Origin of the sequence: Polaribacter sp. Asnod1-A03, from assembly GCF_045063585.1 — a bacterium.
In the GTDB taxonomy this organism is placed as follows: Bacteria; Bacteroidota; Bacteroidia; order Flavobacteriales; family Flavobacteriaceae; genus Polaribacter.
In genome coordinates this window covers 1,992,130-2,016,547 of sequence record NZ_JBEFOE010000009.1, presented here as the reverse complement: position 1 = coordinate 2,016,547, position 24,418 = coordinate 1,992,130, and the positions used below count along the sequence as shown (strand labels likewise).

Here is a 24,418-nt window from a genome sequence, read left to right as displayed (position 1 = left end):
TTGTTGGAATGATTTTGAGCGAAAGACCGGGTTCGAACCGGCGACATTCAGCTTGGAAGGCTGACGCTCTACCAACTGAGCTACTTTCGCAATATGTAAATTTGTGGGGAGAGCAGGATTCGAACCTGCGAAGACGTAGTCAACGGAGTTACAGTCCGTCCTCGTTGGCCGCTTGAGTATCTCCCCGGTAAATTTACTATTTTAATGAACTTTTTTACTTTATGAGCCGATGGAGGGACTCGAACCCACGACCTGCTGATTACAAATCAGCTGCTCTAGCCAGCTGAGCTACATCGGCTTTTGTTGCAAAAAAACAACCCGCTATTTCTAACGGATTGCAAATGTATAAAGTTTTTTCAATTATAAAAAACTTTTTTAATATTTTTTTTAATATTTTTTCTTTTTTATGAAATTAAAGAATTTCGAAGCTTCTCCTTTGATCTTTTTAATTGTCTTTTTAGATTATCAACCGCAGAGTTTATGCCTTCTTCAAAGGTTTTTGTTTCTCTTTTAACTATTAACTCGTTTCCAGGAATATTTATTTTTACTTCTGTAATTTTATTCTCTTTATCACTAGTTTTCTGAACCTTTAAAAAAACTTCTGCATCTACAATTTTATCATGAAACTTTATTAATGTCTCTACCTTATCCTCTACAAATCTTACTAACTCTTTATCTGCATTAAAATTGACTGATTGAACGAATACTTTCATATGTTATTCTTTTTTACCGCTCCTAGGGTGAGCTTTGTTATATACTTTTTTTATCGCATCAAGACTATTATGAGTATAGACTTGAGTTGATGCTAAAGAAGAATGCCCTAACAACTCTTTAACTGAATTTAAGTCTGCCCCTTCATTTAGCAAATGAGTTGCAAAAGAATGTCTTAAAATATGTGGACTTTTCTTTTCTTTTGAAGTGACTCTACTAAAGTAAGAATTTATAACTCTGTAAACAAGACTTTCATATATTTTATTTCCTTTTTCAGTTATAAAAAGTTTGTCTGAATCCTTTTTAATTTCTTTTTTTAAAACTAAATATTGCATTAAAGTTTCTGCAACTGAATTAAGTACAGGAACAAACCTTTCTTTATTTCTTTTCCCTAATACTTTAATTATTCTTTCGGGTATATTTACATCAACCTCTTTTATATTAATTAATTCTGCCCTTCTTATTCCTGTTGAATAAAATAATTCTACTATTAATTTATTTCTAACAGAAACAAAATCATCTTTATAATCGATTTCTTTAATAACTTCATCAACTTCTTTTGAAGTAAAAGGAACTTGAATTCTTTTCTCTACCTTTAGCGCATTATGTTTAGAAAGTGGATTAACATCAATTTGATGTATTTTTTGTAAAAACTTATAGAAAGACTTTAATGAACTTACTTTTCTATTAATTGTTCTATTAGATACTTTAAGATCAACTAAGGAAACAATCCAGCTTCTTACCTGACTATAATTTACTTCTGATAAGTTTTCTTGACCAAACTCTATTATTAAAAAATCTCTAAATGATATTAAATCATTCCTATATGCTGTTATCGTATTAGCAGAGTATTTTTTCTCTAAAGACAAGTATTCTAAAAATGAAGTTATCACGAAATAAATTGTTTAAGCGAGTAAAACTACAAAAAAAGGCATAAAAAAAACTCGTATTGAATATTCAATACGAGTTTTATGAGTTGATATAAGTTATTTCTAACCTACCTCTTCTTGTGTTCTCAATCTTTGAACGTAAGAAGCTTTTATTCTTTGAGCTCTATTGGCTACTGAAGGTTTCGTGAAATTCTTTCTAGCACGTAAGTTTTTCATCGTTTTAGTACGATCAAATTTTCTCTTATAACGTTTTAACGCTCTATCGATATTTTCTCCCTCTTTTACAGGTATAATTAACATAAGTTGGCACCTCCCTTCATAGTCTCTTTATATTTTGAATAGTTTTAAACTATTTGTTTTATTTTTTAGGACTGCAAAGGTACTTACAAATTATTAATTGACAACTAGTATTTTATAAAAAATTTTAAATAGTTAGTTCGCGTTAGTGATTGAACGGTTTGTTTAAGCTCTTTTTTGAAGAACGAAAAAAAAGCGAGTAGTGAAAGCACGACCTTTAGGTAACGCCCAAAACAATTTACAAAAGTTATTAATTTAATATTTATGTTAATGAAGTAAAATAAGCGCTATAAAACTATGTTGCTGTTTTATATTCTTTCTTATCAATTACCATTTTTGCAATAATCTCTTTTAAAATCTCTGAAGTTCCTCCTCCGATTGGACCTAATCTGCTATCTCTAAGTAATCTTGCCAATGGATATTCTTCCATATAACCATAACCACCTAACATTTGTAATGCATCATAAATAACTTCGTCAGCCATTTTTGTTGATAATAATTTAGACATACTTGCTTCTTTTACCACATATTGCCCATCATTTAAACGTTTGGTAATAGAATAATTATACTCTTTACACATATCTACTCTACTAGCCATTTCTGCAATTTTATGTCTTAATGCCTGAAATTTATCTAAAGATTTACCAAAAGCAACTCTTTCTTTCATATAACCTAAAACATAGTCTATAGCATATTCTGCTCTTGCATGCGCATTTACTCCCATAATTAAACGCTCTAATGCAAAATGCTGCATAATATAAGGAAAACCTCTTCCCTCTTCTCCCATTAAGTTTTCAACAGGAATTTCTACGTTATCAAATGCAATTTCTGCGGTATCGGAAGCACGCCAACCTAATTTATCTAACTTTGTTGCAGAAACACCATTAGAAGTTCTATCAACTACAAAAATACTAATGCCATTGTGCTTTTCTAAAGTATCAGTTTTTGCCGCAACAATTAAATAATCAGAATAAACACCGTTTGTAATAAATGTTTTAGATCCATTTAAAATATACTTACCTCCTTTTTTTATTGCTGTGGACCGCATACCAGCTACATCACTTCCACCAAAAGGCTCTGTTATACACAAGCAACCAATTAAATCTCCTTCTACGCTTGGTGCTAAATATTTATTTTTAATAAAGTCACTACCTTCTTTAGCTAAATGCGTCATTGCTAAATATTCGTGTGCCCACATAGCTGCTGCAAATCCGCAAGAATTAATTTTTTGTAATTCTTCTAAAAAAATAACGGTATAAAATAAATCTAAATTTAATCCACCATATTCTTCTGGTGTATTTAAGCCAAAATACCCCATTTCTCCAAATTTCTTCCAAATAAAACGATCTATAGATCCGCTTTCTTCCCACTTATTAATATGAGGAACTACTTCTTTTTGTAAGAAATCTTTAAAACTTGCACGAAAAACCTCATGCTCTTCAGTAAAGTACATACTGTTCATAAAAAATAGTAATTTGATTTATTTATTGAGCCACCAAATATAAGACTATTCTATCATACTTATCTAAAGGAAAATCTTTGATGTTTTTTAATTCTGATATGTTTTGGAGTTCTGCTACCTCATCTCTGTAATCAAAAATTTTTTTACAAAGTTCATAGTCTATATATGGATTTTTTAATAACTCTTTGAATGTAACGGTATTTACATTTAGTTTTTTTATAATTGGTTTATCTTTAATTTTAAATACAGACAATACTTTATCTCCTATTTCTTTCTCTAAACCCCAAACTTCAAAAATTTGATTTGCAATAGAAAAACCCTGTAATTTAGAACGATATTTAATAATACGCTCAGAAAAAGCATCACCAATACCATTAATCGTTTTAAAATCTTCTGCAGTTGCTTTATTTAAATCGTTAGTAGATACTGCTTTTTTTAAATAAGTTTTATTAGTTCCTTTTGATGGAAAAGAAACATTTTGTTGTTTACTTTCTGAAATCCATTTTGGAAACTTAAAATAAGGTGAAATTTTATTTAATAAAGAATCAGAAACTTTAGTAACTTTTTGAAACTCTACCACAGAATTAATAAACTCACCTGTTTTTCTGTAAGCAAGCAATCTATCAATTTCACCTAAAGACATTCCTAATTGTTCTCCTTTATAATCTGTTATATAATTTGGATTAAAAGGATAAATTTTAGGTTTTCTATTTTCTAACTCAATCTTTTTTAATCGATCTATTTCTTTTTGAAACAAAAATACTTCCGTAGTATCTATACTTACTTCTCTATCAAAAAAGGAATCACTAAAAAGAATTAGTAATTGTAAAATGATAATTAATATTACTAAAAAGAAAATCCCATTTCTTTGGTTTTTGGTATACCAGAAATGGGATTTTAAAAAATTCATTATATAATTTTACTTTTGACTTTTATGCCCTATAGCTTTTAAATATCTAGTAAGTTCACCTTTTACCTTAGGTGCTAATAATAATAAACCTATTACGTTTGGAAATACCATTGCAAAAATCATTGCATCAGAAAAATCAATAACAGATCCTAAACTTGAAGAAGCCCCAACAACAACAAAAATTAAAAATAATGCTTTGTAAGAAATATCTGCTATTTTACTTTTTCCAAATAAATATTTCCATCCTTGAATCCCGTAATAAGACCAAGAAAGCATCGTAGAAAAAGCAAATAATATTACAGCAATTGTTAACAGAATAGAAAAATTAGGAATCGCAGACTCAAAAGCAACTGAAGTTAAATCAACACCTCCTAAATGTTCTCCTGTGGTATTCATAATTACATTATCACCCTCATCTAAATTAGAGTAGTTAAATAAATTACTTTTTAAATTTGTAACAACTATTACTAGAGCCGTCATAGTACAAATAACTACAGTATCTACAAATGGACCTATTGATGCTACAATACCTTCACTCGCAGGGAATTTAGTTTTAACAGCAGCATGTGCAATAGATGCAGATCCAACACCTGCTTCATTAGAAAAAGCTGCTCTTTGAAAACCAACAATCATAACTCCTATTAAACCACCAGTAATTGATGCTTCACTAAAAGCTCCATCCCAAATCTGAACAAATGCTTCTGGAACAATAGTAATATTCATTACAATTATTATTAAAGAAGCACCTACAAACATAATACCCATAAATGGCACTACTTTTTCAGTTACTTGACCTATTCTCTTAATTCCTCCAATAATTACGATACCAACTAAAATAGCCATTATAACACCAAAAATAAACCCAGATTCAAGACCAAAAAGTTGCTTAAATTGCGCCGTTGCTTGATTAGATTGAAACATGTTTCCTCCACCAAAAGAACCTCCAACTACAAAAACAGCATATATTCCTGCTAAAACTTTTCCTAACCCTTTTAAGTTTTTTTCTTTTAGCCCTTTATTTAAGTAATACATTGGACCTCCATAGATTTTTCCATCTTCTCCAACTTCTCTATACTTTACACCCAATGTAGCTTCAACCAATTTTGTTGACATACCCAAAAAACCAGCTAATATCATCCATATTGTAGCTCCAGGACCTCCAATTGCAATTGCAACAGCAACCCCAGCAATATTACCTAAACCAACTGTAGCTGATAAAGCAGCAGTTAAAGCTTGAAAGTGAGTAACCTCACCAACAACACCTTCTGCTTGTACACTTTCAAAAACATCTCCTCCAGGAGTAGAGTCTCCAGCCGCAACTTCAACAGAATGATGATCAATTTCATCATACTTACCTCTAGTTGCTTGTAAAGCAACACCTAACAAAGTTATATTAGCAAATTTAAAATATAATGTAAAAAATAAAGCTCCTAGTAACAGTATAATTATCACAATAGGAACTTCTATACCCACTATTGATATTGGGTAAAAAACGACTGAACTAACGGCATCAGCAAAGGGCTTAAATTTCGCCTCTATCTTTTCATCCATAGTTGCTTCTTGTGCAAATGTTAACATGGGGATAGCCAATAAAAGCATTGAAAGAATTTTTTTCTTCATAATATGTAAATTGTTAGTTTTTCAATTAGTAGTCCGCAAGATGCTAAAAAAATGCTTTTTCTACAACTTTTAGCAGTTAAAAGTAAATTTTATATTAAGGTTTCTTTAAATAACTGCAAATCCTCTTTAAATGACTTTGGATAAAATTCTAAATCTCTGTTAGTTTTAGACAAATCGAAACCTGTTTTTTCTGGTCTGGGAGCTGTTTGATTTAATGTTGAAGTAGAAATTGGCTTTATCAAGTTTTTATCTAATTGAAATACCTCTGCTATTTCTTGTGCTATCTCATAAACACTTAATAATTGGCTTGATGAAATATTATAAATTCCTTCTGCTTTTTTATCAATTGAAATCTTACATGCCATTGCCAAATCTTCTACATAAGTAGGTGCTCTAAACTGATCGTTAACTATTGTAATTTCTTTTTCTTCGGTTAACATTTTACGAACCCATAAAACAATATTATTACGAGACATGTCAAACACTTTACCATAAACCAAAATAGTTCTTAAAATGGTATAGTTTATTTTTGAGTTGATTAAAACTTCTTCTGATTTTAATTTAGACAAACCGTAATAACTTAAAGGATTTGGTTTATCTGTCTCTTTATAGTTCCCTTGTTTACCATCAAAAATAAAATCTGTAGAAATATGAACTAGTTGTGCATTTATTTCCTTAGAAATTTCTACCAACCATCTTACAACTGTTACATTTAACAAATCACAAGCTTCTTTGTTTGTTTCACAATCATCAACTTGCGTCATTGCAGCTGTATTAATTATAAAGTCTGGTTTAATTTCTAATAAATTTTCTTTTAAATCACCTTCTTTTGTAATATCAATAGAAATGTAAGAAAAATCATCTCTTCCACTTCTATTTTTCCCTCTAGAAAAGCCATAGATTTTATACCTCTCTTTTTCTTTTAACAACAACCCTAATAGAGATTGCCCCAGCAACCCGTTACTACCCGTAATAACAACTTTTATCATTTTAAAATAACTCTCTTAATTTCATTATTTGATTTGGTCTACCTAATACTATTAAAAATGAACCTTCTATTAGTTTACAATTAGATTCTGGATTGATAATATAATCTTTATCTGGACCTCTATAACCAATAACAGTACAACCAGTTTGTTTTCTTAAATCTAAATCTAAGATAGTTCTGTTCATGTACTTTTCTGGTAAATCGTTTACAAAAATCTCCTCTAAATTTGCCGTAGTTTCTCCTTCTATGGTTAATCTATCTACAAATTCTATTACATCTGGTGTAGTTACCAAAGAAGCCATATGGTCTCCTCCTAATTTATCTGGCATAATTACATTACTTGCACCTGCAAACTTTAGTTTACTATAAGAAGTTTCATTAGAAGCTCTACTTATTATTTTACAATTTTTATTTAATTGACTTGCTGTTAAAACCACAAATAAATTATTTGCATCAGAAGGTAAAGCAGTTATTAAAAAAGCCGCTTTATCAATACCTGCATTCAACAAAGTTTCATCTAAAGTAGCATCACCATTAATATTTAAAAGACCTTCAGACTCTATGACTTCAGACATTTCTTTACTCTGTTCTACAACAACAAATTGTTTATTATAGTTTTTTAACTTCAAAATTGCTTGCTTTCCATTTCTACCGTAACCACAAACAATGGTGTGTCCTTTTAAATTTGATATTTGTTTTTCCACTTTTCTCTGTTTAAAATGTTCAAATAATTTACCGCTTACCAGATACTCGGAAAATGAAGATACGGCGTAACCAAAAATAGTTATACTAGTTAAAATTAAAAAAATTGTAAAAATTTTTTCTTCTGGACTAAATGGTTGAACCTCTCCAAAACCTACTGTTGTTATGGTTATCACTGTTTGATATAATGCATCAACAAAAGAATAACCAGACAATAAAATATAACCTAAAGTACCTATTGCAATAATAGCAATAACTAAAAACAGGGTTTTATTTATCTTAGAATTTAATACTTTTATCTTCATTATATTATAAGTCGAAAACAGAACTTCTTTTAGTATGTAGCATATCTTTTAATTTTAATAAAAACGCCAATGTTAAGTAAAAACCAAACCACAAACCCACTGTTACAAAAGATATGTAAATAAAAAATAGACGCACATTTGTTGCTCTCATACCTATTCTATCTGCCAATCTAGAAGATACATGAAATCCATTTCTCTCAAAAAAATGTCGAATACTGTCTATCATTTATATTAAAATATTTAATGCAAGATACTATTTTATGATTTGACAACCATAGACCAATTAAATTAAAATTGGTTTCTTTAACTTTGCTTTTTTCTAAAAAACTCGGCATTTGAAAGATCAAGAATATATTGAAGTTTACGGAGCAAGAGCTCATAATTTAAAAAATATTGATGTAAAGATTCCTCGTGAGAAACTTGTAGTTATTACAGGTTTAAGCGGTAGTGGTAAATCTTCCTTAGCTTTTGATACTATTTATGCAGAAGGACAAAGACGTTATATAGAAACTTTTTCCGCTTATGCACGTCAGTTTTTAGGCGGATTAGAAAGACCTGATGTTGATAAAATTGATGGACTTTCTCCTGTAATTTCCATAGAACAAAAAACCACGAATAAAAGTCCGCGTTCTACAGTAGGAACCATTACAGAAATTTACGATTTTCTAAGATTATTATTTGCAAGAGCTGCAGATGCCTATTCTTATAATTCTGGCGAAAAAATGGTCAGTTATTCTGATGAGCAAATAAAACAACTAATTTTAAAAGATTTTGACAATAAAAAAATTGCTGTTTTAGCTCCTTTAATCAAATCTAGAAAAGGACATTACAGAGAACTTTTTGAACAAATTTCTAAACAAGGATTTGTTCGTGTTCGTGTTGATGGAGAAATTAGAGAAATTGAAAAAGGAATGCGTTTAGATAGATATAAAACGCATGATATAGAGGTTGTTATTGACAGATTAGCAGTTAACAAATCAATAGACAAACGTTTAGAAGAAACAATTAAGACAGCTCTATATTCTGGCAATAATATTATGATGGTTATTGATATAGAAGACAATAATCCACGTTATTTTAGTAGAGAATTAATGTGCCCAACATCTGGTATTGCTTACCCAAATCCAGAACCAAATACATTTTCTTTCAACTCTCCAAAAGGTGCTTGTAATAAATGTAATGGATTAGGTATTACTGATGAAATAAATCTTGGAAAAGTAATACCAGACAATACTATTTCTATACAAAACGGAGGTATATCACCTTTAGGTGAACAAAAAAATAGTTGGATTTTTAAACAACTTCAAAATATTGCAGAGCGTTATAAATTTAAATTAACAGACGCTATCAAAGACATTCCAAAAGAAGCTTTAGAGATAATTTTAAACGGAGGAAATGAATCTTTTGAAATTGAATCTAAAACAGTTGGAGTTACTAGAAACTATAAAATAGATTTTGAAGGAATTATTTCTTTTATAGAAAATCAATATAAAAATGCAGAAAGCACCTCTATAAAGCGTTGGGCTAAAGACTTTATGGATGAAGTTTCTTGCCCAACTTGCAAAGGAAAAAGACTTAAAAAAGAAGCACTTCATTTTAAAATTACTGATAAAAATATTAGTGATTTGGCTCAAATGGATGTTACTGAGTTAGCAAAATGGTTTAAAAATATAGAAAAAGAATTATCAGAAAAACAACTCTCTATTGCATCAGAAATATTAAAAGAAATAAGAACTAGAATTCAGTTTTTATTAGATGTTGGTTTAGATTATCTAGCATTAGATAGAACTTCTAAATCTCTTTCTGGAGGAGAAGCACAACGTATTCGTTTAGCAACACAAATTGGATCTCAATTAGTTGGCGTGCTTTATATATTAGACGAACCTAGTATTGGTTTACATCAACGAGATAACGAAAAACTAATAGACTCCTTAGTAAAATTAAGAGATATTGGTAATTCTGTTTTAGTGGTAGAACATGATAAAGATATGATGGAACAAGCCGATTTTGTTTTTGATATTGGTCCTGGAGCTGGAAGACATGGTGGCGAAATTGTTTCTGCGGGAACTTATGAAGAAATAAAAAAACACAAAACATTAACTTCGGATTACTTAACAGGAAGAAAAGAGATTTCGGTTCCAAAAAAACGAAGAGAAGGAAACGGAAAAACAATCAAACTAAAAGGAGCAACGGGTAATAACTTAAAAAATGTTTCGGTAGATTTTCCTCTTGGAAAAATGATTTGTGTTACTGGAGTTTCTGGAAGCGGAAAATCAACTTTGATAAACGAAACTTTATACCCTATTTTAAATGCATACATATATAGAGGGGTAAAAAAACCGATGCCTTATAAAAAAATTGAAGGCTTAGAGCATGTAGACAAAGTAATTGATATTGATCAATCTCCTATTGGTAGAACACCTAGATCTAATCCGGCAACATATACAGGTACTTTTTCTGAAATTAGAAGCTTATTTGCCAAAACACCAGAAGCTGCAATTCGTGGCTATAAACCAGGCCGCTTTTCTTTTAATGTAAAAGGTGGACGTTGCGAAACTTGCCAAGGGGGTGGCGTTAGAGTTATTGAAATGAACTTTTTACCAGATGTACAAGTAGAATGTGAAACTTGCCAAGGAAAACGTTTTAACAGAGAAACTTTAGAAATTCGTTACAAAGGAAAATCTATTTCTGATGTTTTAGACATGACGATTGAAGATGCCACTAATTTCTTTGAAAACATTCCTAAAATACACAGAAAATTAAAAACGATTAAAGATGTTGGCTTAGGCTACATTACACTTGGGCAACAATCTACAACACTTTCTGGCGGAGAAGCACAGAGGATAAAACTAGCATCAGAATTATCTAAAAGAGATACTGGTAATACTTTCTACATTTTAGATGAACCTACAACCGGACTTCATTTTGAAGACATTAGAGTATTAATGGAAGTTTTAAATAAACTATCTGATAAGGGAAATACTGTTTTAATTATAGAACACAATTTAGATGTTGTAAAATTAGCAGATTATATTATTGATGTTGGTATGGAAGGCGGAAAAAAAGGCGGAAAAATACTTTGTACCGGTACTCCAGAAGAAGTTGCCAAACATAAAACAAGTTATACTGCTAAGTTTTTGAAAAAAGAACTAATTTAGCAAGCATTTCTTTTTTCAAAAAAAGAAGAAATTAACTTTTAAAAAATTATAGATAATGACAACGGAAGACAGAAAAATTAAAGAAAAGTTAAAAACAAAAACTTGGAATGAGATTAAAACAAACGACTCTTGGGCTATCTTTAAGATTATGGCAGAGTTTGTAGAAGGTTACGAAAAACTAAGTAAAATTGGTCCTTCTGTATCTATTTTTGGTTCTGCTCGTACAAAACCAGATCATCCTTATTATAAATTAGCAGAAGAAGTTGCTTTTGAGTTAACACAACATGGCTACGGTGTAATTACTGGTGGAGGACCAGGAATTATGGAGGCTGGTAACAAAGGTGCACATAGAGGAAAAGGAAGTTCTGTTGGCTTAAACATAGAGTTACCTTTCGAACAACATGACAACCCTTGGATTGATGCCGGTAAAAGTTTAGATTTCGATTACTTTTTTGTTAGAAAAGTAATGTTTGTTAAATACTCACAAGGTTTTGTTGTAATGCCTGGTGGTTTTGGTACAATGGATGAACTTTTTGAAGCAATTACATTAATTCAAACCAATAAAATAGGGCGTTTTCCTATCGTTTTGGTTGGATCTAAATTTTGGGGAGGTTTATTAGATTGGATTAAAAATACACTTATAGAAGAAGGAAACATTAGTGAAACAGACTTAAATTTATTTAGAGTTGTAGATACAGCAGAAGAAGCTGTAGAACATCTAAATAATTTCTACGATAAATATCAATTAAAACCGAACTTCTAAACAAAAATAATTATATTTCTATTTTAAACCAGATTTGGTTAGCTTTACAGCTAACCAAATCTGGTTTATTTAAATTATAGAATATTAATAATTATTGAGTTTTAATTGATAAAAAGAAACAACTACATATTACTATTATGCTTTTTAGCATCACAAATATTGTTTTCTCAGCAGAACTCAATTAAAATTAAAGCTAAATTTGATGTTCTAAAAGACCAGTTAAAAATTCAGCAAGAAATAGTTTTTTTCAATACCTCAGACTCTATATTAACCAATATTTATCTTCATAATTGGGCCAATAGTTATAGAGATAGAAAAACTCCTTTATCAAAAAGGTTTATCAAAAATTACAAAAAAGATCTTTATTTTGCTAAACAAGAAGATTTAGGTTTTTCTGATATAAAAAGTCTTTCTGTTGATTTTGAAAATACCTTTTTCGAGGAATTAAAAGATCAAGCTGATATTATAGAGGTTACTTTAAATAAACCTTTATTACCTAATTCTAAAATAAACATTAGTATTACTTATATAGTAAAAACTCCAAATGCTCGCTTTACTAACTACGGAAAAACAAAAACTGGTTATCATCTTAGAAACTGGTATATAACACCAGCAGTTTTTGATAAAGATTGGCAATTAATGAGCAATTTAGATTTAGATGACTTATATGAAAAAGGTACAGATTTTAATATAGAAATTGATGTTCCTAAAGATTTTATTATAGAATCTAATCTTTATCAATATGAAAGAAAAGAAGAAAACACAACTAATTATTTTTTAGTAGGAAAAAATAAAACGGATATTATTTTAGGAATTAATAGAACACCTCAACTAAAAACCTTCGTTACAGATTTAGCTACTATACATACTGATGTTTTTTCTAACGAGCTAGACAAAGATCTAACTACAAGTGTTTTGAATAGAGAATTACTATTCTTAAAGAAGCATTTAGGTAAATACCCTCATATAGAAATATATATAGACAAAGCAACTCAAAGAAAAAACCCTATCTACGGTTTAAATCAATTACCGGCTTTTCTTCGTCCGTTTCCCGACACTTTTAAATGGGACATTACCATGTTTAAAGCATTAACAAAAAGATATTTAGAAAACACTATTTTATTAAATAAAAGAAAAGATTACTGGCTTTTAGATGGTATCCAGAATTATTTAATGATTGAATATATAGAGGAATATTATCCAGAAATTAAACTTTTAGGAAAAGTATCTGATTCTTGGTTTTTAAAGAATTTTAATATTTCTAAACTAGATTTTAATGACAAATACCCTTTTGTTTATCAATTTACTGCCCGTAAATTTTTAGATCAACCATTAACCACTTCTGCTGATTCTTTATCTAACTTTAACAGAAAAATAGTTAGTAAATACAAAGCAGGTTTAGGTTTTACTTTTTTGAAAGGGTATATAGGTGATAGTACCTTAAACCAAACAATTAAAGAATTTTATCAAAAAAACTCTTTAAAGGTTACCAATAGTAATCAATTTAACAAGTTATTATCTTCTAAAGCAACAAAAAAATTAGATTGGTTTTTTGGTGATTTTATACAAACCAATAAAAAAATAGATCACACAATACGAGATTTAAAAATAGAAGAAGACAGTATTTCACTAACAATTAAAAACAGAAGAAACATTACAACTCCTGTAGCAATATACGCTCTTAAAGACAAGGAAATAAAATTTAAAAAATGGATTTCTGATGTTGATAGCACAAAGAGAGTAAAATTTAAAAAAGGAGATTATGACACTTTTGTATTAAATTATGAAAATCTATATCCCGAACTAAATACACTTGATAATTGGAAAAAAATTGATAAAAAAATATTTCATAAACCTTTTAAATTATCACTTGTTAAAGATATAAGCAGCCCAGATTATAATCAAGCTTTTTACCAACCAGATGTAGCTTATAATTTTTACAACGGATTAATCCTTGGATTAAAATTACATAACAAACCTATAATAAAAAGAAATTTCACATTTAAGGTATCTCCATATTACGCCACAAAGAGTAATTCTTTAATAGGTTCTTTTTCTTTTTCTTATGATCATTTTTTTGAAGAATCTAAACTTCAAAGAATATCTTATGGTTTATCCGGTAGCACTTCTGACTATGCTCCTAACCTATCTTACGAATCATTAATACCATACGTTAATCTAGTATTTAAAAGAAAAACATTAAGAGAAGCCACCTCAGAATCTTTAAGCGCAAAATTGGTTCATATTGATAAAGAAATACCTTTGAATGTAACAAGAGGTCCTCAAGACAATTATAGTATTCTTAGTTTAAGCTACAATTACTCTAACCCAGATATTATAAAAGAATTTAGATATCGTGTTAGTACAGAATTTGCCAAAAATTTTTCTAAAGCATCTGTAGACTTAAGATTTAGATCACTTACCACAACCGATACTCAATTAGATTTTAGATTTTTTGCAGGTATCTTTTTAAGTAATAAAACAAAGGGAGATTATTTTAGCTTTGGCTTAGACAGAAGTTCAGATTATTTATTTCAACTTAATTATTTAGGTCGTTCAGAAAGTTCTGGTTTCTTTAGTCAACAATTTATTATTTCAGAAGGTGGTTTTAAATCAATACTTCCCGTTAGGTTTGCCAATCAATTTATGCTTTCTAACAATTCTAGTATTGGAATTTGGAAATGGCTAGAAGCTTATAATGACGTCGCTTTTTTAAAAAACAAGAATCAGCCACTCTATTTTGCTTATGAAAACGGAATTCGTTTTAATTTTGTTCACGAAATATTTGAAATTTACTTTCCATTTTACTCAAATAATGGCTGGGAAATTTCTCAACAAGCCTACCCACAAAGAATACGGTTTTCTTTAACTTCTGATTTAAAATCTATTTACAACTTTTTTAAACGCGGTTTTTTCTAAGTTTCAATTAAAATTAAATAACTTCATTTTAATTATTACTTTACAAATAACACTTTAGCCTAATAATTCATCTTAAATATTGTTTAAATTAAAATACTTTTAAAAATTACATTATCAATAATAAAAACCATTACAAATACACATATATTACGATATTTACATTTAATAAAAGGTTTTTACTTTTCATTCAAAAACACTACCTTTGTTTGATACCTATTACAACGTAATAAATATGACAAAAACTGCTATTAAACCAACAAATAAAGATCTTTCATTTAATGATTTTAAAGAAGAAGTTTTAAAAGACTACAGAATTGCTAAAATAAGTAGAGAGTGTAGCTTATTAGGCCGAAGAGAAGTTTTAACTGGCAAAGCTAAATTCGGGATTTTTGGTGACGGAAAAGAAGTACCACAATTAGCAATGGCCAAAGCTTTTAAGCATGGTGATTTTAGATCTGGTTACTATAGAGACCAGACCTTTATGATGGCTATTGGTGAGCTAACTGCTCAACAGTTTTTTGCAGGTTTATATGCACATACAGATATAGAAGCAGATCCTATGTCTGCTGGTAGACAAATGGGAGGTCATTTTTCTACACATAGTTTAAATGAAGATGGAACTTGGAAAAACTTAACAGAACAATACAATTCAAGTTCAGACATTTCTCCTACTGCTGCTCAAATGCCTCGTTTATTAGGTTTAGCACAAGCATCTAAAGTTTACAGAAATGAAAAAAGCGTACAGCACAAAAGTAAATTTTCTTTAAACGGAGATGAAGTTGCATGGGGTACAATTGGTAATGCAAGTACTAGTGAAGGAATATTTTTTGAAACCATAAACGGTGCAGGTGTTTTACAAGTACCAATGGTTATTAGTGTTTGGGATGATGAATATGGTATTTCTGTACACGCAAAACATCAAACAACAAAAGAAAGTATTTCTGAAATTTTAAAAGGTTTTCAAAGAGATGAAAAAAATAATGGCTACGAAATATTTGTAGTTAATGGTTGGGATTATGTTCAATTAATTGACATTTATAACAAAGCTGCAAAAATAGCCAGTGAAGAACATGTACCTGTATTAATTCATGTAAAAGAACTTACACAACCACAAGGCCATTCTACTTCTGGATCTCATGAAAGATACAAGGATAAAGAAAGATTAAATTGGGAAAAAAATCTTGACTGTATTGTTAAGATGAGAGAATGGATTCTAAACTTTGAATTAGAAACAGAAACAGGGGAAACTTTACGTTTTGTAGAATCTGAAGAAGAAATTATATTAATAGAAAAGAGTGCAAAAAAAGAAGTTACCAGTGCAAAAAGAAATGCATGGAACTCTTATATTAATGATATTAAATCTCAAGTTTTAATCGCGAGTCAATTATTAGATAAAGTAATTGCTAAAAGTAAAAATGCTGCCTTTATCACAAAATATAAAGACAATTTAACATCTATTATTGACCCAAGTAAAAAAGATGTTTTATCAACTGTGAGAAAAACATTGAGGTACTTAAAAAATGAAGATTTTGCAGAAAAAATTCTACTTCAAAACTTTATTAAAGATAGCCTTAAAGACGGTCATAAAAAGTATTCATCCTATTTATACAGCGAATCTAGCTTTAAAGCACAAGATGTACCTGTAAAAAAACCGATTTACGGTAATAATAAAAACTTAGTAGATGCAAGAATTATCATGAGAGATAATTTTGATGCAATATTCAAAAAACATCCAGAAGTTTTAGTTTTTGGAGAAGATGCTGGTTTTATTGGAGATGTAAACCAAGGTTTAGAAGGTCTTCAAGAGAAATATGGTAAAATTAGAGTTGCAGATACAGGTATAAGAGAAGCTACAATTATAGGACAAGGTATTGGTTTAGCAATGAGAGGATTAAGACCTATTGCAGAAATACAGTATTTAGATTATTTGTTATATGCATTACAAATTATGAGTGATGATTTAGCAACTTTACATTATAGGACTTTTGGTAAACAAAAAGCACCTTTAATTATAAGAACTAGAGGTCATCGATTAGAAGGTATATGGCATGCTGGCTCTCCAATGGCAGGTATTATTAACCATGTTAGAGGTATGCATGTATTGGTCCCTAGAAATATGACGAAAGCTGCTGGTTTTTACAATACTTTATTAGAAGCTGATGAACCTGCTTTAGTAATAGAATGTTTAAACGGATATCGATTAAAAGAAGAATTACCTATTAATCTTGGTGAATTTAAAACAATGATTGGTGTAACTGAAACCGTTAAAGAAGGTACAGACTTAACTGTTGTTTCTTATGGTTCTACTTTAAGGATTGTAGAAGAAGTTGCCAAAGAGTTGCAACAAACAGATATAGATATTGAAGTAATTGATGCACAAAGTTTACTTCCTTTTGATTTAAATCATGACTGTGTTAAAAGTTTAGCAAAAACAAACAAACTACTTATTGTTGATGAAGACTTACCTGGTGGAGCTTCTGCTTATATTTTACAAGAAATTTTAGAGAATCAAAATGGATATCAATTTTTAGATAGCAAACCAGCAACTTTAACTGCTAAGGCTCACAGAACTGCTTACGGTACAGACGGAGATTATTTTTCTAAACCATCTGCAGAAGATATTTTTGAGAAAATCTACGAAATAATGAACGAGGCCAACCCTAATAAATATCCCAGTTTGTATTAAATAAATTCTTTAATAAAACATTAAAGCCTCAAAAACCATTCGTTTTTTAGGCTTTTTTTTAACAATTTTATAAGACATATAGGTTTTGATTTTGATAATTTAGTAGCTTATCCAAATTCAAATAATACAATGAAAAAAACACTACTCTTTTCATTGATTTTACTTCTTTCAATTACTTCTAATATAGAAGCCCAAAGAAAAAAATCAAAAGAAAAAAAAGACGAAACTACTCAAAAACCAAGTAAAGACAAAACTCCTAAGTATGCTGATTTTGTATCCAAAAGCACAAAAACAGATGACGGCTTATTTAAAGTACATTCCAACAAGGACAAATTTATTTACGAAATTCCTAAATCTTATTTAGGTAAAGAAATGTTATTAGTTACAAGGCTAAAAGACATTCCTTCTGGTTTAGGCGGTGGCTATGTAAATGCTGGGTCTAAAATTAACACACAAGTTGTTGTTTGGGAAAAATATAAAAATAAAATTTTATTAAAAGTAAAATCTTATGATGCTATTGCAAACGACTCCCTACCAATTTTTAAATCTGTAAAAGCTAATAATTTAGAACCAATCATTTATTCGTTCGATATTAAAACTGAAAACACAGATTCTACTGCAGTTTTGGTTGATGTTACAAAATTCTTTTCATCAGATATAAAAGCAATCTCTGGTTTATCATCTAGATTTAGAAGATCTTATAAAGTTAAAAGATTAGATGCTGCAAGAAGTTTTATAAATTCTATTAAAAGTTTTCCTACAAATATAGAGGTTATTCAAGATTTTACTTTTGATGCAGATACGCCACCAAGTAACCAGAGTACAAGCACAATTACAATTCGAGTAAATCAATCAATGATTTTACTACCAGAAGAACCAATGATGCCCAGAATTTCTGACAAAAGAGTTGGTTATTTTTCTGTTGGTAATGTAGATTATAGTTCGGAAGCTTTAAAAGCAGATAGCAAAAGATATATTAGACGTTGGAGACTAGAACCTAAAGACATTGAAGCTTACAAACGTGGAGAATTGGTAGAACCTAAAAAGCCAATTGTTTATTATTTAGATCCGGCAACGCCAGAAAAATTAAGAAAACATATAAAACAAGGGGTTGATGATTGGGCGAAAGTTTTTGAAACTGCAGGTTTTAAAAATGCAATTATGGCAAAATTACCTCCAAGTAAAGAAGAAGACCCAGATTTTAGTATGGAAGACGCTCGTTATTCTTCTATTAGATACGTAGCAAGCACCACAAGAAATGCAACAGGACCAAGTGTTTCTGATCCAAGATCTGGAGAAATTATAGAAAGTGATATTATTTGGTATCACAATCATTTACGTTCTTACAGAAATAGATATTTATTAGAAACAGGAGCTGCGAATCCGTCTGCAAGAACTTTAGATACTCCTGCAGAAGATATTGGAGAAATGATGCGTATGGTTATTTCTCATGAAATAGGTCATGCTTTAGGTTTACCACACAATATGGCAGCAAGTTATGCTTATCCTGTAGATTCTTTACGTTCTGGTAGTTTTACTCAGAAATATGGAATTGCAGCTACAATTATGGATTATGCTCGTTACAATTATATAGCACAACCTGGTGACAAAAACGTACGATTTGTAAGACAATTAGGTCCTTATGATCATTACGCAATTAACTGGGGTTACCGAGTAATACCAACAGCTACAAAACCAGAAGATGAAGTAAAAACTCTAGACAAATGGATTGAAGACAAAGCTGACGATCCTATTTATAGGTTTGGCGGACAACGTTTTGATCCTTCTGCACAAACTGAAGGAATTGGAAACGACCAAGTAAAAGCAAGTACTTACGGAGTTAAGAACTTAAAAATTGTTGCTAAAAATCTTCCAAGTTGGACTTCTGATCAAACAAATAATTACGAAGATTTAGATGAATTATATGGAGAATTACTAAGCGTTTGGGGAAGATACTCTGGACACGTTGCTGGTAATATTGGTGGTGTTTATGAGTTTAATAAAAAACCATCTCAATCTGGTGATATTTATGTTCCAGTTACTAAAGCAAAACAAAAAGAATCAATGGTTTGGCTACAAAACAACGTTTTTAAAACGCAAAATTGGTTGTTAGACAAAAACATTCTAAACAAGATTGATGAAACAGGTTATGCTAACAAATTGGCCAGTTATCAAAATAGATTTTTAAGCACTTTACTAAATACACGTACTTTAGACAGAATGATTGAAGCAGAAGTAATTAAAGATGAATTTTATGCTGCATCAGACATGATAAAAGATTTAAGGAGAGGACTTTTTTCTGAAACAAATTCTACTAAAAATGTAGATTTACAAAGAAGAAATTTACAAAAATCATTTATTGAAAAAATGGGGATTTTAATGAATGATGAAGCATCTAAAAATAATGACATTTCTTCTATTGTAAGAGGAGAATTAGAAGTTTTAAAATACCAAGTAAATACAGCAAGTAAAAGAGCTATAAACACTATTACAAAATACCATTACAAAGATTGTTATGCAAAAATTAATAAAATATTAGACCCAAAATAAGATTAATTTTTACTTAATAATTTAATTCCTATTGCGCATTGTAAACACAGTTTCTTTGCGCAATAGTTATTTTTAAGTTCTAACAAAGCTTGAGTATCATAAGCGTTTTTAGCATTAATTTTAATTGTATCAAATTTAGAAATAATACTATTTTTTTCTGGTTTTATTTTTTGAAGAACTTCTAAAAACTCACTTTCATCTACTTCTCCCCTATTTTTTTGATAAAGAAATTTTAAAGGGATAATGGTATTTATCAATAATAAATCTACAAACGATTTAGTAATTTTTTTAGAAGATTTTTTAGACTCTTTACTAAAAATATAATGTGTTTTCCAAAACAAGTTTACCTCAATATTAAACAACTCATAAAAACCTGCTAAAGTTTCTATTTGTATCACTTTAGAAAATAAATTTTGATGTACATGGTACAAAGCAATTAATTGCGCAATACGAATTGTAGGAAAATTTGGAGGTCGCATTCTAAAAAAAGAAAACTGATTTTTCAAAATCGGTTTTAATTGATATTTATGTTGTAAATATTGGTATTCATTTTTTAATTGTTGATGATATTCATCTTCAATAACTTCCACTAAAAAACCAGATTGCCCAAATAACAAAGCCGCTAATTGATTTTCATCAAATCGTACTTTTCTTAAAACAGAAAAGTCAAAAGACTTGGCTAAATCTAAAAAAGCTTCACCATTTACTTTTAGTCCAAAGTTTTTTGCTAACAATTGAAATAAAACAGCTTCAAAGTCATTTTGATTAACGATTAAAAGCTGATTCATTTCGGTTGATTTTCGTTCTAAACGTTCAAAAAACAAACGCTCCTTCCAATTTTCTAACACAAACTTATCAACAGCACTAATTTCTTTTTCACAATGTATCCAACGCTGCTTTACATCCAATAAATTTCTATAATTATTTAACGTAGGTTCTAATACAACACCCTTTAACTCTAAAACTGGCAAAGGTTTATCATTCTTCATAAAAACGGTTACATCATCTTCCCAAACAACATGCAAAATAACAGCATCGTAATTTTTATCTATTTCATGATGATGTGCATACCAGTCTGATGATTTTAAATGAATTTCTACATTACCAACCCAAAGCTGCGTATCAATTTTAAGTTGAGCATTTAAAAAATCTGGCCCAGAATTGTGGTTATGAATACCAGTTTTTAAAATAGTTACATCTTCTTTTTGAGTTGTCTGTAATTTAGTAATAGAAAACAATTGATATTGCCATACATAATGAAGAAAATCCTCATTCATACTTTTTTGTTTTCAAGATACAAAAAATGATTTTATCATAAAGGTTATTAATCTGCATAAGAACAAAACACATCAAAATTATTACCTTATTTTTGCACTTATGAATATTATAGAAAGTCTTAAATGGCGTTACGCCGTTAAAAAATTTGATTCAGAAAAACAACTTTCAGAAATTCAAATAAACACTTTAAAAGAAGCTTTTAATTTAACTGCAACTTCTTATGGTTTACAACCTATAAAACTAGCAGTAATTCATAATAAAGAAATTCAAAAAGAACTAGTTTCTTATTCTTTTAATCAATCTCAGGTAGCCGATGCTTCTCATGTTTTAGTGATTTGTGTACCTAATAATTATACGACCGCAGAAGTAGAAAACTATTTTACTTTAGTAAAAAAACTTAGAAATACTTCGGATGACATCATTTTTCCCTATAAAGAGTTTTTAACTACTGACATAGGGGGGAAAACACCAGAAGAATTATTTCTTTGGAACAAAAACCAAGCATACATTGCCTTAGGTAATTTAATGACTGTTTGTGCGGTAGAAAAAATTGATGCTTGCCCAATGGAAGGTTTTATTCCCGATAAATATGATGAAGTTTTAAACCTAAAAGAGCAAAATTTAAAATCTGTATTGGTGTTACCAGTGGGTTTTAGAGCAGAAGATTGCTACATGAAAGATTTAGCAAAAGTTAGAAAAGATACACAAGAAATTGTGATAGAAATAAAGTAAATTTATAGTATAAAATTATTTAATAGAAATGAGTGAAGCAGTAAGAAATTTAGAACCTAAAATTATTTGGAATCACTTTGCAGATTTAAATGCAGTTCCTCGTCCTTCTAAAAAAGAAGAACGTGTAATTCAGTTTATAGTAGATTTTGGAAAAAAATTAAACCTAAAAACTTTTGTTGATAAAGTAGGCAATGTAATTATTACAAAACCAGCAACAAAAGGTTTTGAAGATAGAAAAACAGTTATTTTACAGAGTCATTTAGACATGGTGCATCAAAAAAATGCAGAAACTGTTTTCGATTTTGATAAAGAAGGAATTAAAATGTTAATTGATGGCGATTGGGTTACAGCAGACGGAACAACTTTAGGTGCAGATAATGGTTTAGGCGTTGCTGCAATTATGTCTGTTTTATCTTCTACAGATTTACACCACCCAAATATTGAAGCATTGTTTACCATTGATGAAGAAACAGGAATGACAGGTGCTAAAGGATTAGAAGGAGGCCTTTTAAAAGGAGATATTCTTTTAAACCTAGATACAGAAGAAGATGATGAAATTGGAATGGGTTGTGCTGGAGGAATCGATGTTACTGCTACAAGAAATTATACAGAAGAAGAGATTCCAGAAAACTCAACTGCTTATTCTATTTCTGTAAAAGGATTAAATGGTGGTCATTCCGGAATGGACATTATTAAAGGTTTAGGTAATGCTAACAAAATTATGAACCGTTTATTGTTTGATGGTTTCACAAATTTTGGCTTACGTATTTCAGAAATTGATGGAGGTAGTTTACGTAATGCAATTCCAAGAGAAAGTTTTGCTATTGTTACTATAGACACAATTTCTAAAGGAGCATTTATTTTAGAAACCGAAATACTTATCAACAATATAAAACAAGAGTTTTTAACATTAGAACCTAATTTAGTTATTGATATTCAAGAAACTAAAACTCCAGAAAAAATAATGGAATTAGGTGTACAAGAAGGTTTTGTAAAATCTATTTACGCTGCCCATAATGGTGTTTATAGAATGACGCCAGATATTGATGGACTTGTAGAAACTTCTAACAATATTGCTAGAATTATTGTAAAAGAAGGTACTATTAAAGTAAGATGTTTAACTCGTTCTTCTTCTGAAAGCTGTAAACTAGATTTAGCAAACTCTTTAAAATCTGCTTTCGAGTTATCTGGTTTTGAAGTAAAATTTTCTGGAGAATACCCTGGTTGGCAACCAAATATTAAATCAGAAATTTTAGATATTGTATCTAATTTATACGAAGAATTACATAAGGAAAAAGCACATGTTGCTGCATGTCATGCTGGTTTAGAATGTGGTCTTTTAGGACAAAACTATCCACAAGTAGATATGGTTTCTTTTGGACCGACAATAAGAGGTGCTCATTCCCCTGATGAAAGAGCTGGAATAAAATCAACACAAAAATTCTGGAGATTTCTAGTTGAAATTTTAAAAAACACGCCAAAAAAGTAAAGATTACAACATATTTAAATCCGAAGTATCTACTTCGGATTTTTTTTATCTATTTTTGTTTAAATGTTTTAAGATATAAAACATAAAAAACTAACTGTCAGTATTCTAAAAAATTACATTTTTGTTAACATCTTTCACTTTTAAAAGACAGAAAAAAATGTAATTTTACTTTTCATAAAGACAACTCTTATTATGGGTAAAATAATTGCAATAGCAAATCAAAAAGGTGGTGTAGGTAAAACAACTACAAGTATTAACTTAGCCGCTTCCTTAGGTGTTCTAGAAAAAAAAGTTTTACTAATTGATGCTGATCCTCAGGCAAATGCCTCTTCTGGATTAGGATTAGATGTAGAAACTATAGAACAAGGTACTTATCAAGTTTTAGAACATTCTATTTCTGCAAAAGATGCTATTGTAAAAACCGAATCTCCTAACGTAGATATTATTCCTGCTCATATAGATTTAGTTGCCATTGAAATAGAATTGGTAGATAAACAGAATAGAGAATACATGTTGCAAAAGGCTTTAGTCGATTTAAAAAACGATTATGACTATATTTTAATTGATTGTGCGCCTTCTTTGGGTTTAATTACTTTAAATTCTTTGGTTGCTGCAGACTCTGTAATTATCCCTATTCAATGTGAATATTTTGCATTAGAAGGTTTAGGTAAATTATTAAACACTATAAAAAGTGTACAAAACATACATAATTCTGATTTAGATATTGAAGGTTTACTTTTAACAATGTTCGATTCTAGATTAAGACTATCTAATCAAGTTGTAGAAGAGGTTAGAAAACATTTTTCGAGTATGGTTTTTGATACTATTATTAGAAGAAATACACGATTAGGTGAGGCACCAAGTTATGGTGAAAGTATTATTGCATACGATGCAACAAGTAAAGGTGCAGTAAATTACTTAAATTTGGCCCAAGAATTATTAAAAAAGAATTCGTAGA

At 29.7% G+C, this 24,418-nt stretch carries 18 protein-coding genes and 3 tRNA genes; 8 read left to right on the top strand and 13 right to left on the bottom strand.

What is annotated here, in order from left to right; translation table 11 throughout:
- Window positions 1–17: 17 nt before the first annotated feature.
- The 12 genes from ACJJVY_RS09340 to ACJJVY_RS09285 form a co-directional block, all read right to left on the bottom strand.
- Window positions 18–90: transfer RNA gene (locus ACJJVY_RS09340), tRNA-Gly, on the bottom strand.
- 14 nt (window positions 91–104) lie between these two features.
- Window positions 105–186 (bottom strand) — tRNA-Tyr (locus tag ACJJVY_RS09335).
- Between the two features lie 38 nt (window positions 187–224).
- A tRNA-Thr gene (locus ACJJVY_RS09330) sits at window positions 225–298 on the bottom strand.
- Window positions 299–404: 106 nt separating this feature from the next.
- Window positions 405–713, bottom strand: a complete 309-nt coding sequence (gene hpf, locus ACJJVY_RS09325; protein ID WP_405607303.1) for a ribosome hibernation-promoting factor, HPF/YfiA family — start codon at window positions 711–713, stop codon at window positions 405–407.
- A gap of 3 nt (window positions 714–716) precedes the next feature.
- The gene (locus tag ACJJVY_RS09320) at window positions 717–1,604 is read right to left on the bottom strand and encodes a tyrosine-type recombinase/integrase (RefSeq protein ID WP_405607300.1); all 888 of its coding nucleotides are present in this window, start codon (window positions 1,602–1,604) and stop codon (window positions 717–719) included.
- Window positions 1,605–1,703: 99 nt separating this feature from the next.
- On the bottom strand, window positions 1,704–1,901 hold the full coding sequence (gene rpsU / locus ACJJVY_RS09315) for a 30S ribosomal protein S21 (protein ID WP_265724052.1): 198 nt from the start codon (window positions 1,899–1,901) through the stop codon (window positions 1,704–1,706).
- Between the two features lie 292 nt (window positions 1,902–2,193).
- Entirely contained in the window at window positions 2,194–3,360 is a 1,167-nt protein-coding gene (locus ACJJVY_RS09310) for an acyl-CoA dehydrogenase family protein (RefSeq protein WP_405607296.1), read from the bottom strand.
- A 22-nt stretch (window positions 3,361–3,382) separates the two neighbouring features.
- Window positions 3,383–4,270: a helix-hairpin-helix domain-containing protein gene (locus ACJJVY_RS09305; RefSeq protein ID WP_405607293.1), complete on the bottom strand. Its 888-nt coding sequence runs from the start codon at window positions 4,268–4,270 to the stop codon at window positions 3,383–3,385.
- Between the two features lie 9 nt (window positions 4,271–4,279).
- Window positions 4,280–5,890 carry an alanine/glycine:cation symporter family protein gene (locus ACJJVY_RS09300; protein ID WP_405607290.1) on the bottom strand — a complete coding sequence of 537 codons (1,611 nt, stop codon included), beginning with the start codon at window positions 5,888–5,890 and terminating at the stop codon, window positions 4,280–4,282.
- Between the two features lie 89 nt (window positions 5,891–5,979).
- Window positions 5,980–6,879, bottom strand: a complete 900-nt coding sequence (locus tag ACJJVY_RS09295) for an SDR family oxidoreductase (RefSeq protein ID WP_405607287.1) — start codon at window positions 6,877–6,879, stop codon at window positions 5,980–5,982.
- 1 nt (window position 6,880) lies between these two features.
- Window positions 6,881–7,885, bottom strand: a complete 1,005-nt coding sequence (locus ACJJVY_RS09290) for a potassium channel family protein (protein WP_405607284.1) — start codon at window positions 7,883–7,885, stop codon at window positions 6,881–6,883.
- 4 nt (window positions 7,886–7,889) lie between these two features.
- Window positions 7,890–8,111, bottom strand: coding sequence for a PspC domain-containing protein (locus ACJJVY_RS09285; RefSeq protein ID WP_405607281.1), 222 nt, complete (start codon window positions 8,109–8,111; stop codon window positions 7,890–7,892).
- A 109-nt stretch (window positions 8,112–8,220) separates the two neighbouring features.
- Here ACJJVY_RS09285 and uvrA point away from each other — a divergent pair, with 109 nt between their 5' ends.
- From uvrA to ACJJVY_RS09260, 5 genes are all read left to right on the top strand, one after another.
- Window positions 8,221–11,043, top strand: a complete 2,823-nt coding sequence (gene uvrA, locus ACJJVY_RS09280) for an excinuclease ABC subunit UvrA (protein ID WP_405607278.1) — start codon at window positions 8,221–8,223, stop codon at window positions 11,041–11,043.
- Between the two features lie 55 nt (window positions 11,044–11,098).
- Window positions 11,099–11,806 (top strand): TIGR00730 family Rossman fold protein, encoded by a 708-nt coding sequence (locus tag ACJJVY_RS09275; protein ID WP_405607275.1) that lies wholly within the window; start codon window positions 11,099–11,101, stop codon window positions 11,804–11,806.
- Between the two features lie 159 nt (window positions 11,807–11,965).
- Complete coding sequence (locus ACJJVY_RS09270) at window positions 11,966–14,725, top strand: aminopeptidase (protein WP_405607272.1); 2,760 nt, start codon at window positions 11,966–11,968, stop codon at window positions 14,723–14,725.
- Between the two features lie 232 nt (window positions 14,726–14,957).
- Window positions 14,958–17,411: a thiamine pyrophosphate-dependent enzyme gene (locus ACJJVY_RS09265; RefSeq protein WP_405607270.1), complete on the top strand. Its 2,454-nt coding sequence runs from the start codon at window positions 14,958–14,960 to the stop codon at window positions 17,409–17,411.
- 129 nt (window positions 17,412–17,540) lie between these two features.
- Complete coding sequence (locus ACJJVY_RS09260) at window positions 17,541–19,961, top strand: zinc-dependent metalloprotease (RefSeq protein ID WP_405607268.1); 2,421 nt, start codon at window positions 17,541–17,543, stop codon at window positions 19,959–19,961.
- A 2-nt stretch (window positions 19,962–19,963) separates the two neighbouring features.
- On the opposite strand, the gene ACJJVY_RS09255 is transcribed toward ACJJVY_RS09260, so the two are convergent.
- Complete coding sequence (locus ACJJVY_RS09255) at window positions 19,964–21,238, bottom strand: DUF2851 family protein (RefSeq protein ID WP_405607266.1); 1,275 nt, start codon at window positions 21,236–21,238, stop codon at window positions 19,964–19,966.
- Window positions 21,239–21,338: 100 nt separating this feature from the next.
- Here ACJJVY_RS09255 and ACJJVY_RS09250 point away from each other — a divergent pair, with 100 nt between their 5' ends.
- The 3 genes from ACJJVY_RS09250 to ACJJVY_RS09240 all read left to right on the top strand — a co-directional run bounded on the left by ACJJVY_RS09250 (window position 21,339) and on the right by ACJJVY_RS09240 (window position 24,417).
- Window positions 21,339–21,971 carry an NAD(P)H-dependent oxidoreductase gene (locus tag ACJJVY_RS09250; protein WP_405607264.1) on the top strand — a complete coding sequence of 211 codons (633 nt, stop codon included), beginning with the start codon at window positions 21,339–21,341 and terminating at the stop codon, window positions 21,969–21,971.
- A gap of 28 nt (window positions 21,972–21,999) precedes the next feature.
- Window positions 22,000–23,460 carry an aminoacyl-histidine dipeptidase gene (locus ACJJVY_RS09245; RefSeq protein WP_405607261.1) on the top strand — a complete coding sequence of 487 codons (1,461 nt, stop codon included), beginning with the start codon at window positions 22,000–22,002 and terminating at the stop codon, window positions 23,458–23,460.
- 192 nt (window positions 23,461–23,652) lie between these two features.
- The gene (locus ACJJVY_RS09240) at window positions 23,653–24,417 is read left to right on the top strand and encodes a ParA family protein (RefSeq protein ID WP_405607259.1); all 765 of its coding nucleotides are present in this window, start codon (window positions 23,653–23,655) and stop codon (window positions 24,415–24,417) included.
- Window position 24,418 lies beyond the last annotated feature (1 nt).

Excerpts from the sequence above, each read along its gene's own strand:
- hpf (WP_405607303.1), bottom strand. The coding sequence starts at position 713 with ATGAAAGTATTCGTTCAATCAGTCAATTTTAATGCAGATAAAGAGTTA.
- rpsU (WP_265724052.1), bottom strand. The coding sequence starts at position 1,901 with ATGTTAATTATACCTGTAAAAGAGGGAGAAAATATCGATAGAGCGTTA.
- ACJJVY_RS09310 (WP_405607296.1), bottom strand. The coding sequence starts at position 3,360 with ATGAACAGTATGTACTTTACTGAAGAGCATGAGGTTTTTCGTGCAAGT.
- ACJJVY_RS09305 (WP_405607293.1), bottom strand. The coding sequence starts at position 4,270 with ATGAATTTTTTAAAATCCCATTTCTGGTATACCAAAAACCAAAGAAAT.
- ACJJVY_RS09300 (WP_405607290.1), bottom strand. The coding sequence starts at position 5,890 with ATGAAGAAAAAAATTCTTTCAATGCTTTTATTGGCTATCCCCATGTTA.
- ACJJVY_RS09295 (WP_405607287.1), bottom strand. The coding sequence starts at position 6,879 with ATGATAAAAGTTGTTATTACGGGTAGTAACGGGTTGCTGGGGCAATCT.
- ACJJVY_RS09290 (WP_405607284.1), bottom strand. The coding sequence starts at position 7,885 with ATGAAGATAAAAGTATTAAATTCTAAGATAAATAAAACCCTGTTTTTA.
- ACJJVY_RS09285 (WP_405607281.1), bottom strand. The coding sequence starts at position 8,111 with ATGATAGACAGTATTCGACATTTTTTTGAGAGAAATGGATTTCATGTA.
- ACJJVY_RS09275 (WP_405607275.1), top strand. The coding sequence starts at position 11,099 with ATGACAACGGAAGACAGAAAAATTAAAGAAAAGTTAAAAACAAAAACT.
- ACJJVY_RS09265 (WP_405607270.1), top strand. The coding sequence starts at position 14,958 with ATGACAAAAACTGCTATTAAACCAACAAATAAAGATCTTTCATTTAAT.
- ACJJVY_RS09260 (WP_405607268.1), top strand. The coding sequence starts at position 17,541 with ATGAAAAAAACACTACTCTTTTCATTGATTTTACTTCTTTCAATTACT.
- ACJJVY_RS09255 (WP_405607266.1), bottom strand. The coding sequence starts at position 21,238 with ATGAATGAGGATTTTCTTCATTATGTATGGCAATATCAATTGTTTTCT.
- ACJJVY_RS09250 (WP_405607264.1), top strand. The coding sequence starts at position 21,339 with ATGAATATTATAGAAAGTCTTAAATGGCGTTACGCCGTTAAAAAATTT.
- ACJJVY_RS09245 (WP_405607261.1), top strand. The coding sequence starts at position 22,000 with ATGAGTGAAGCAGTAAGAAATTTAGAACCTAAAATTATTTGGAATCAC.
- ACJJVY_RS09240 (WP_405607259.1), top strand. The coding sequence starts at position 23,653 with ATGGGTAAAATAATTGCAATAGCAAATCAAAAAGGTGGTGTAGGTAAA.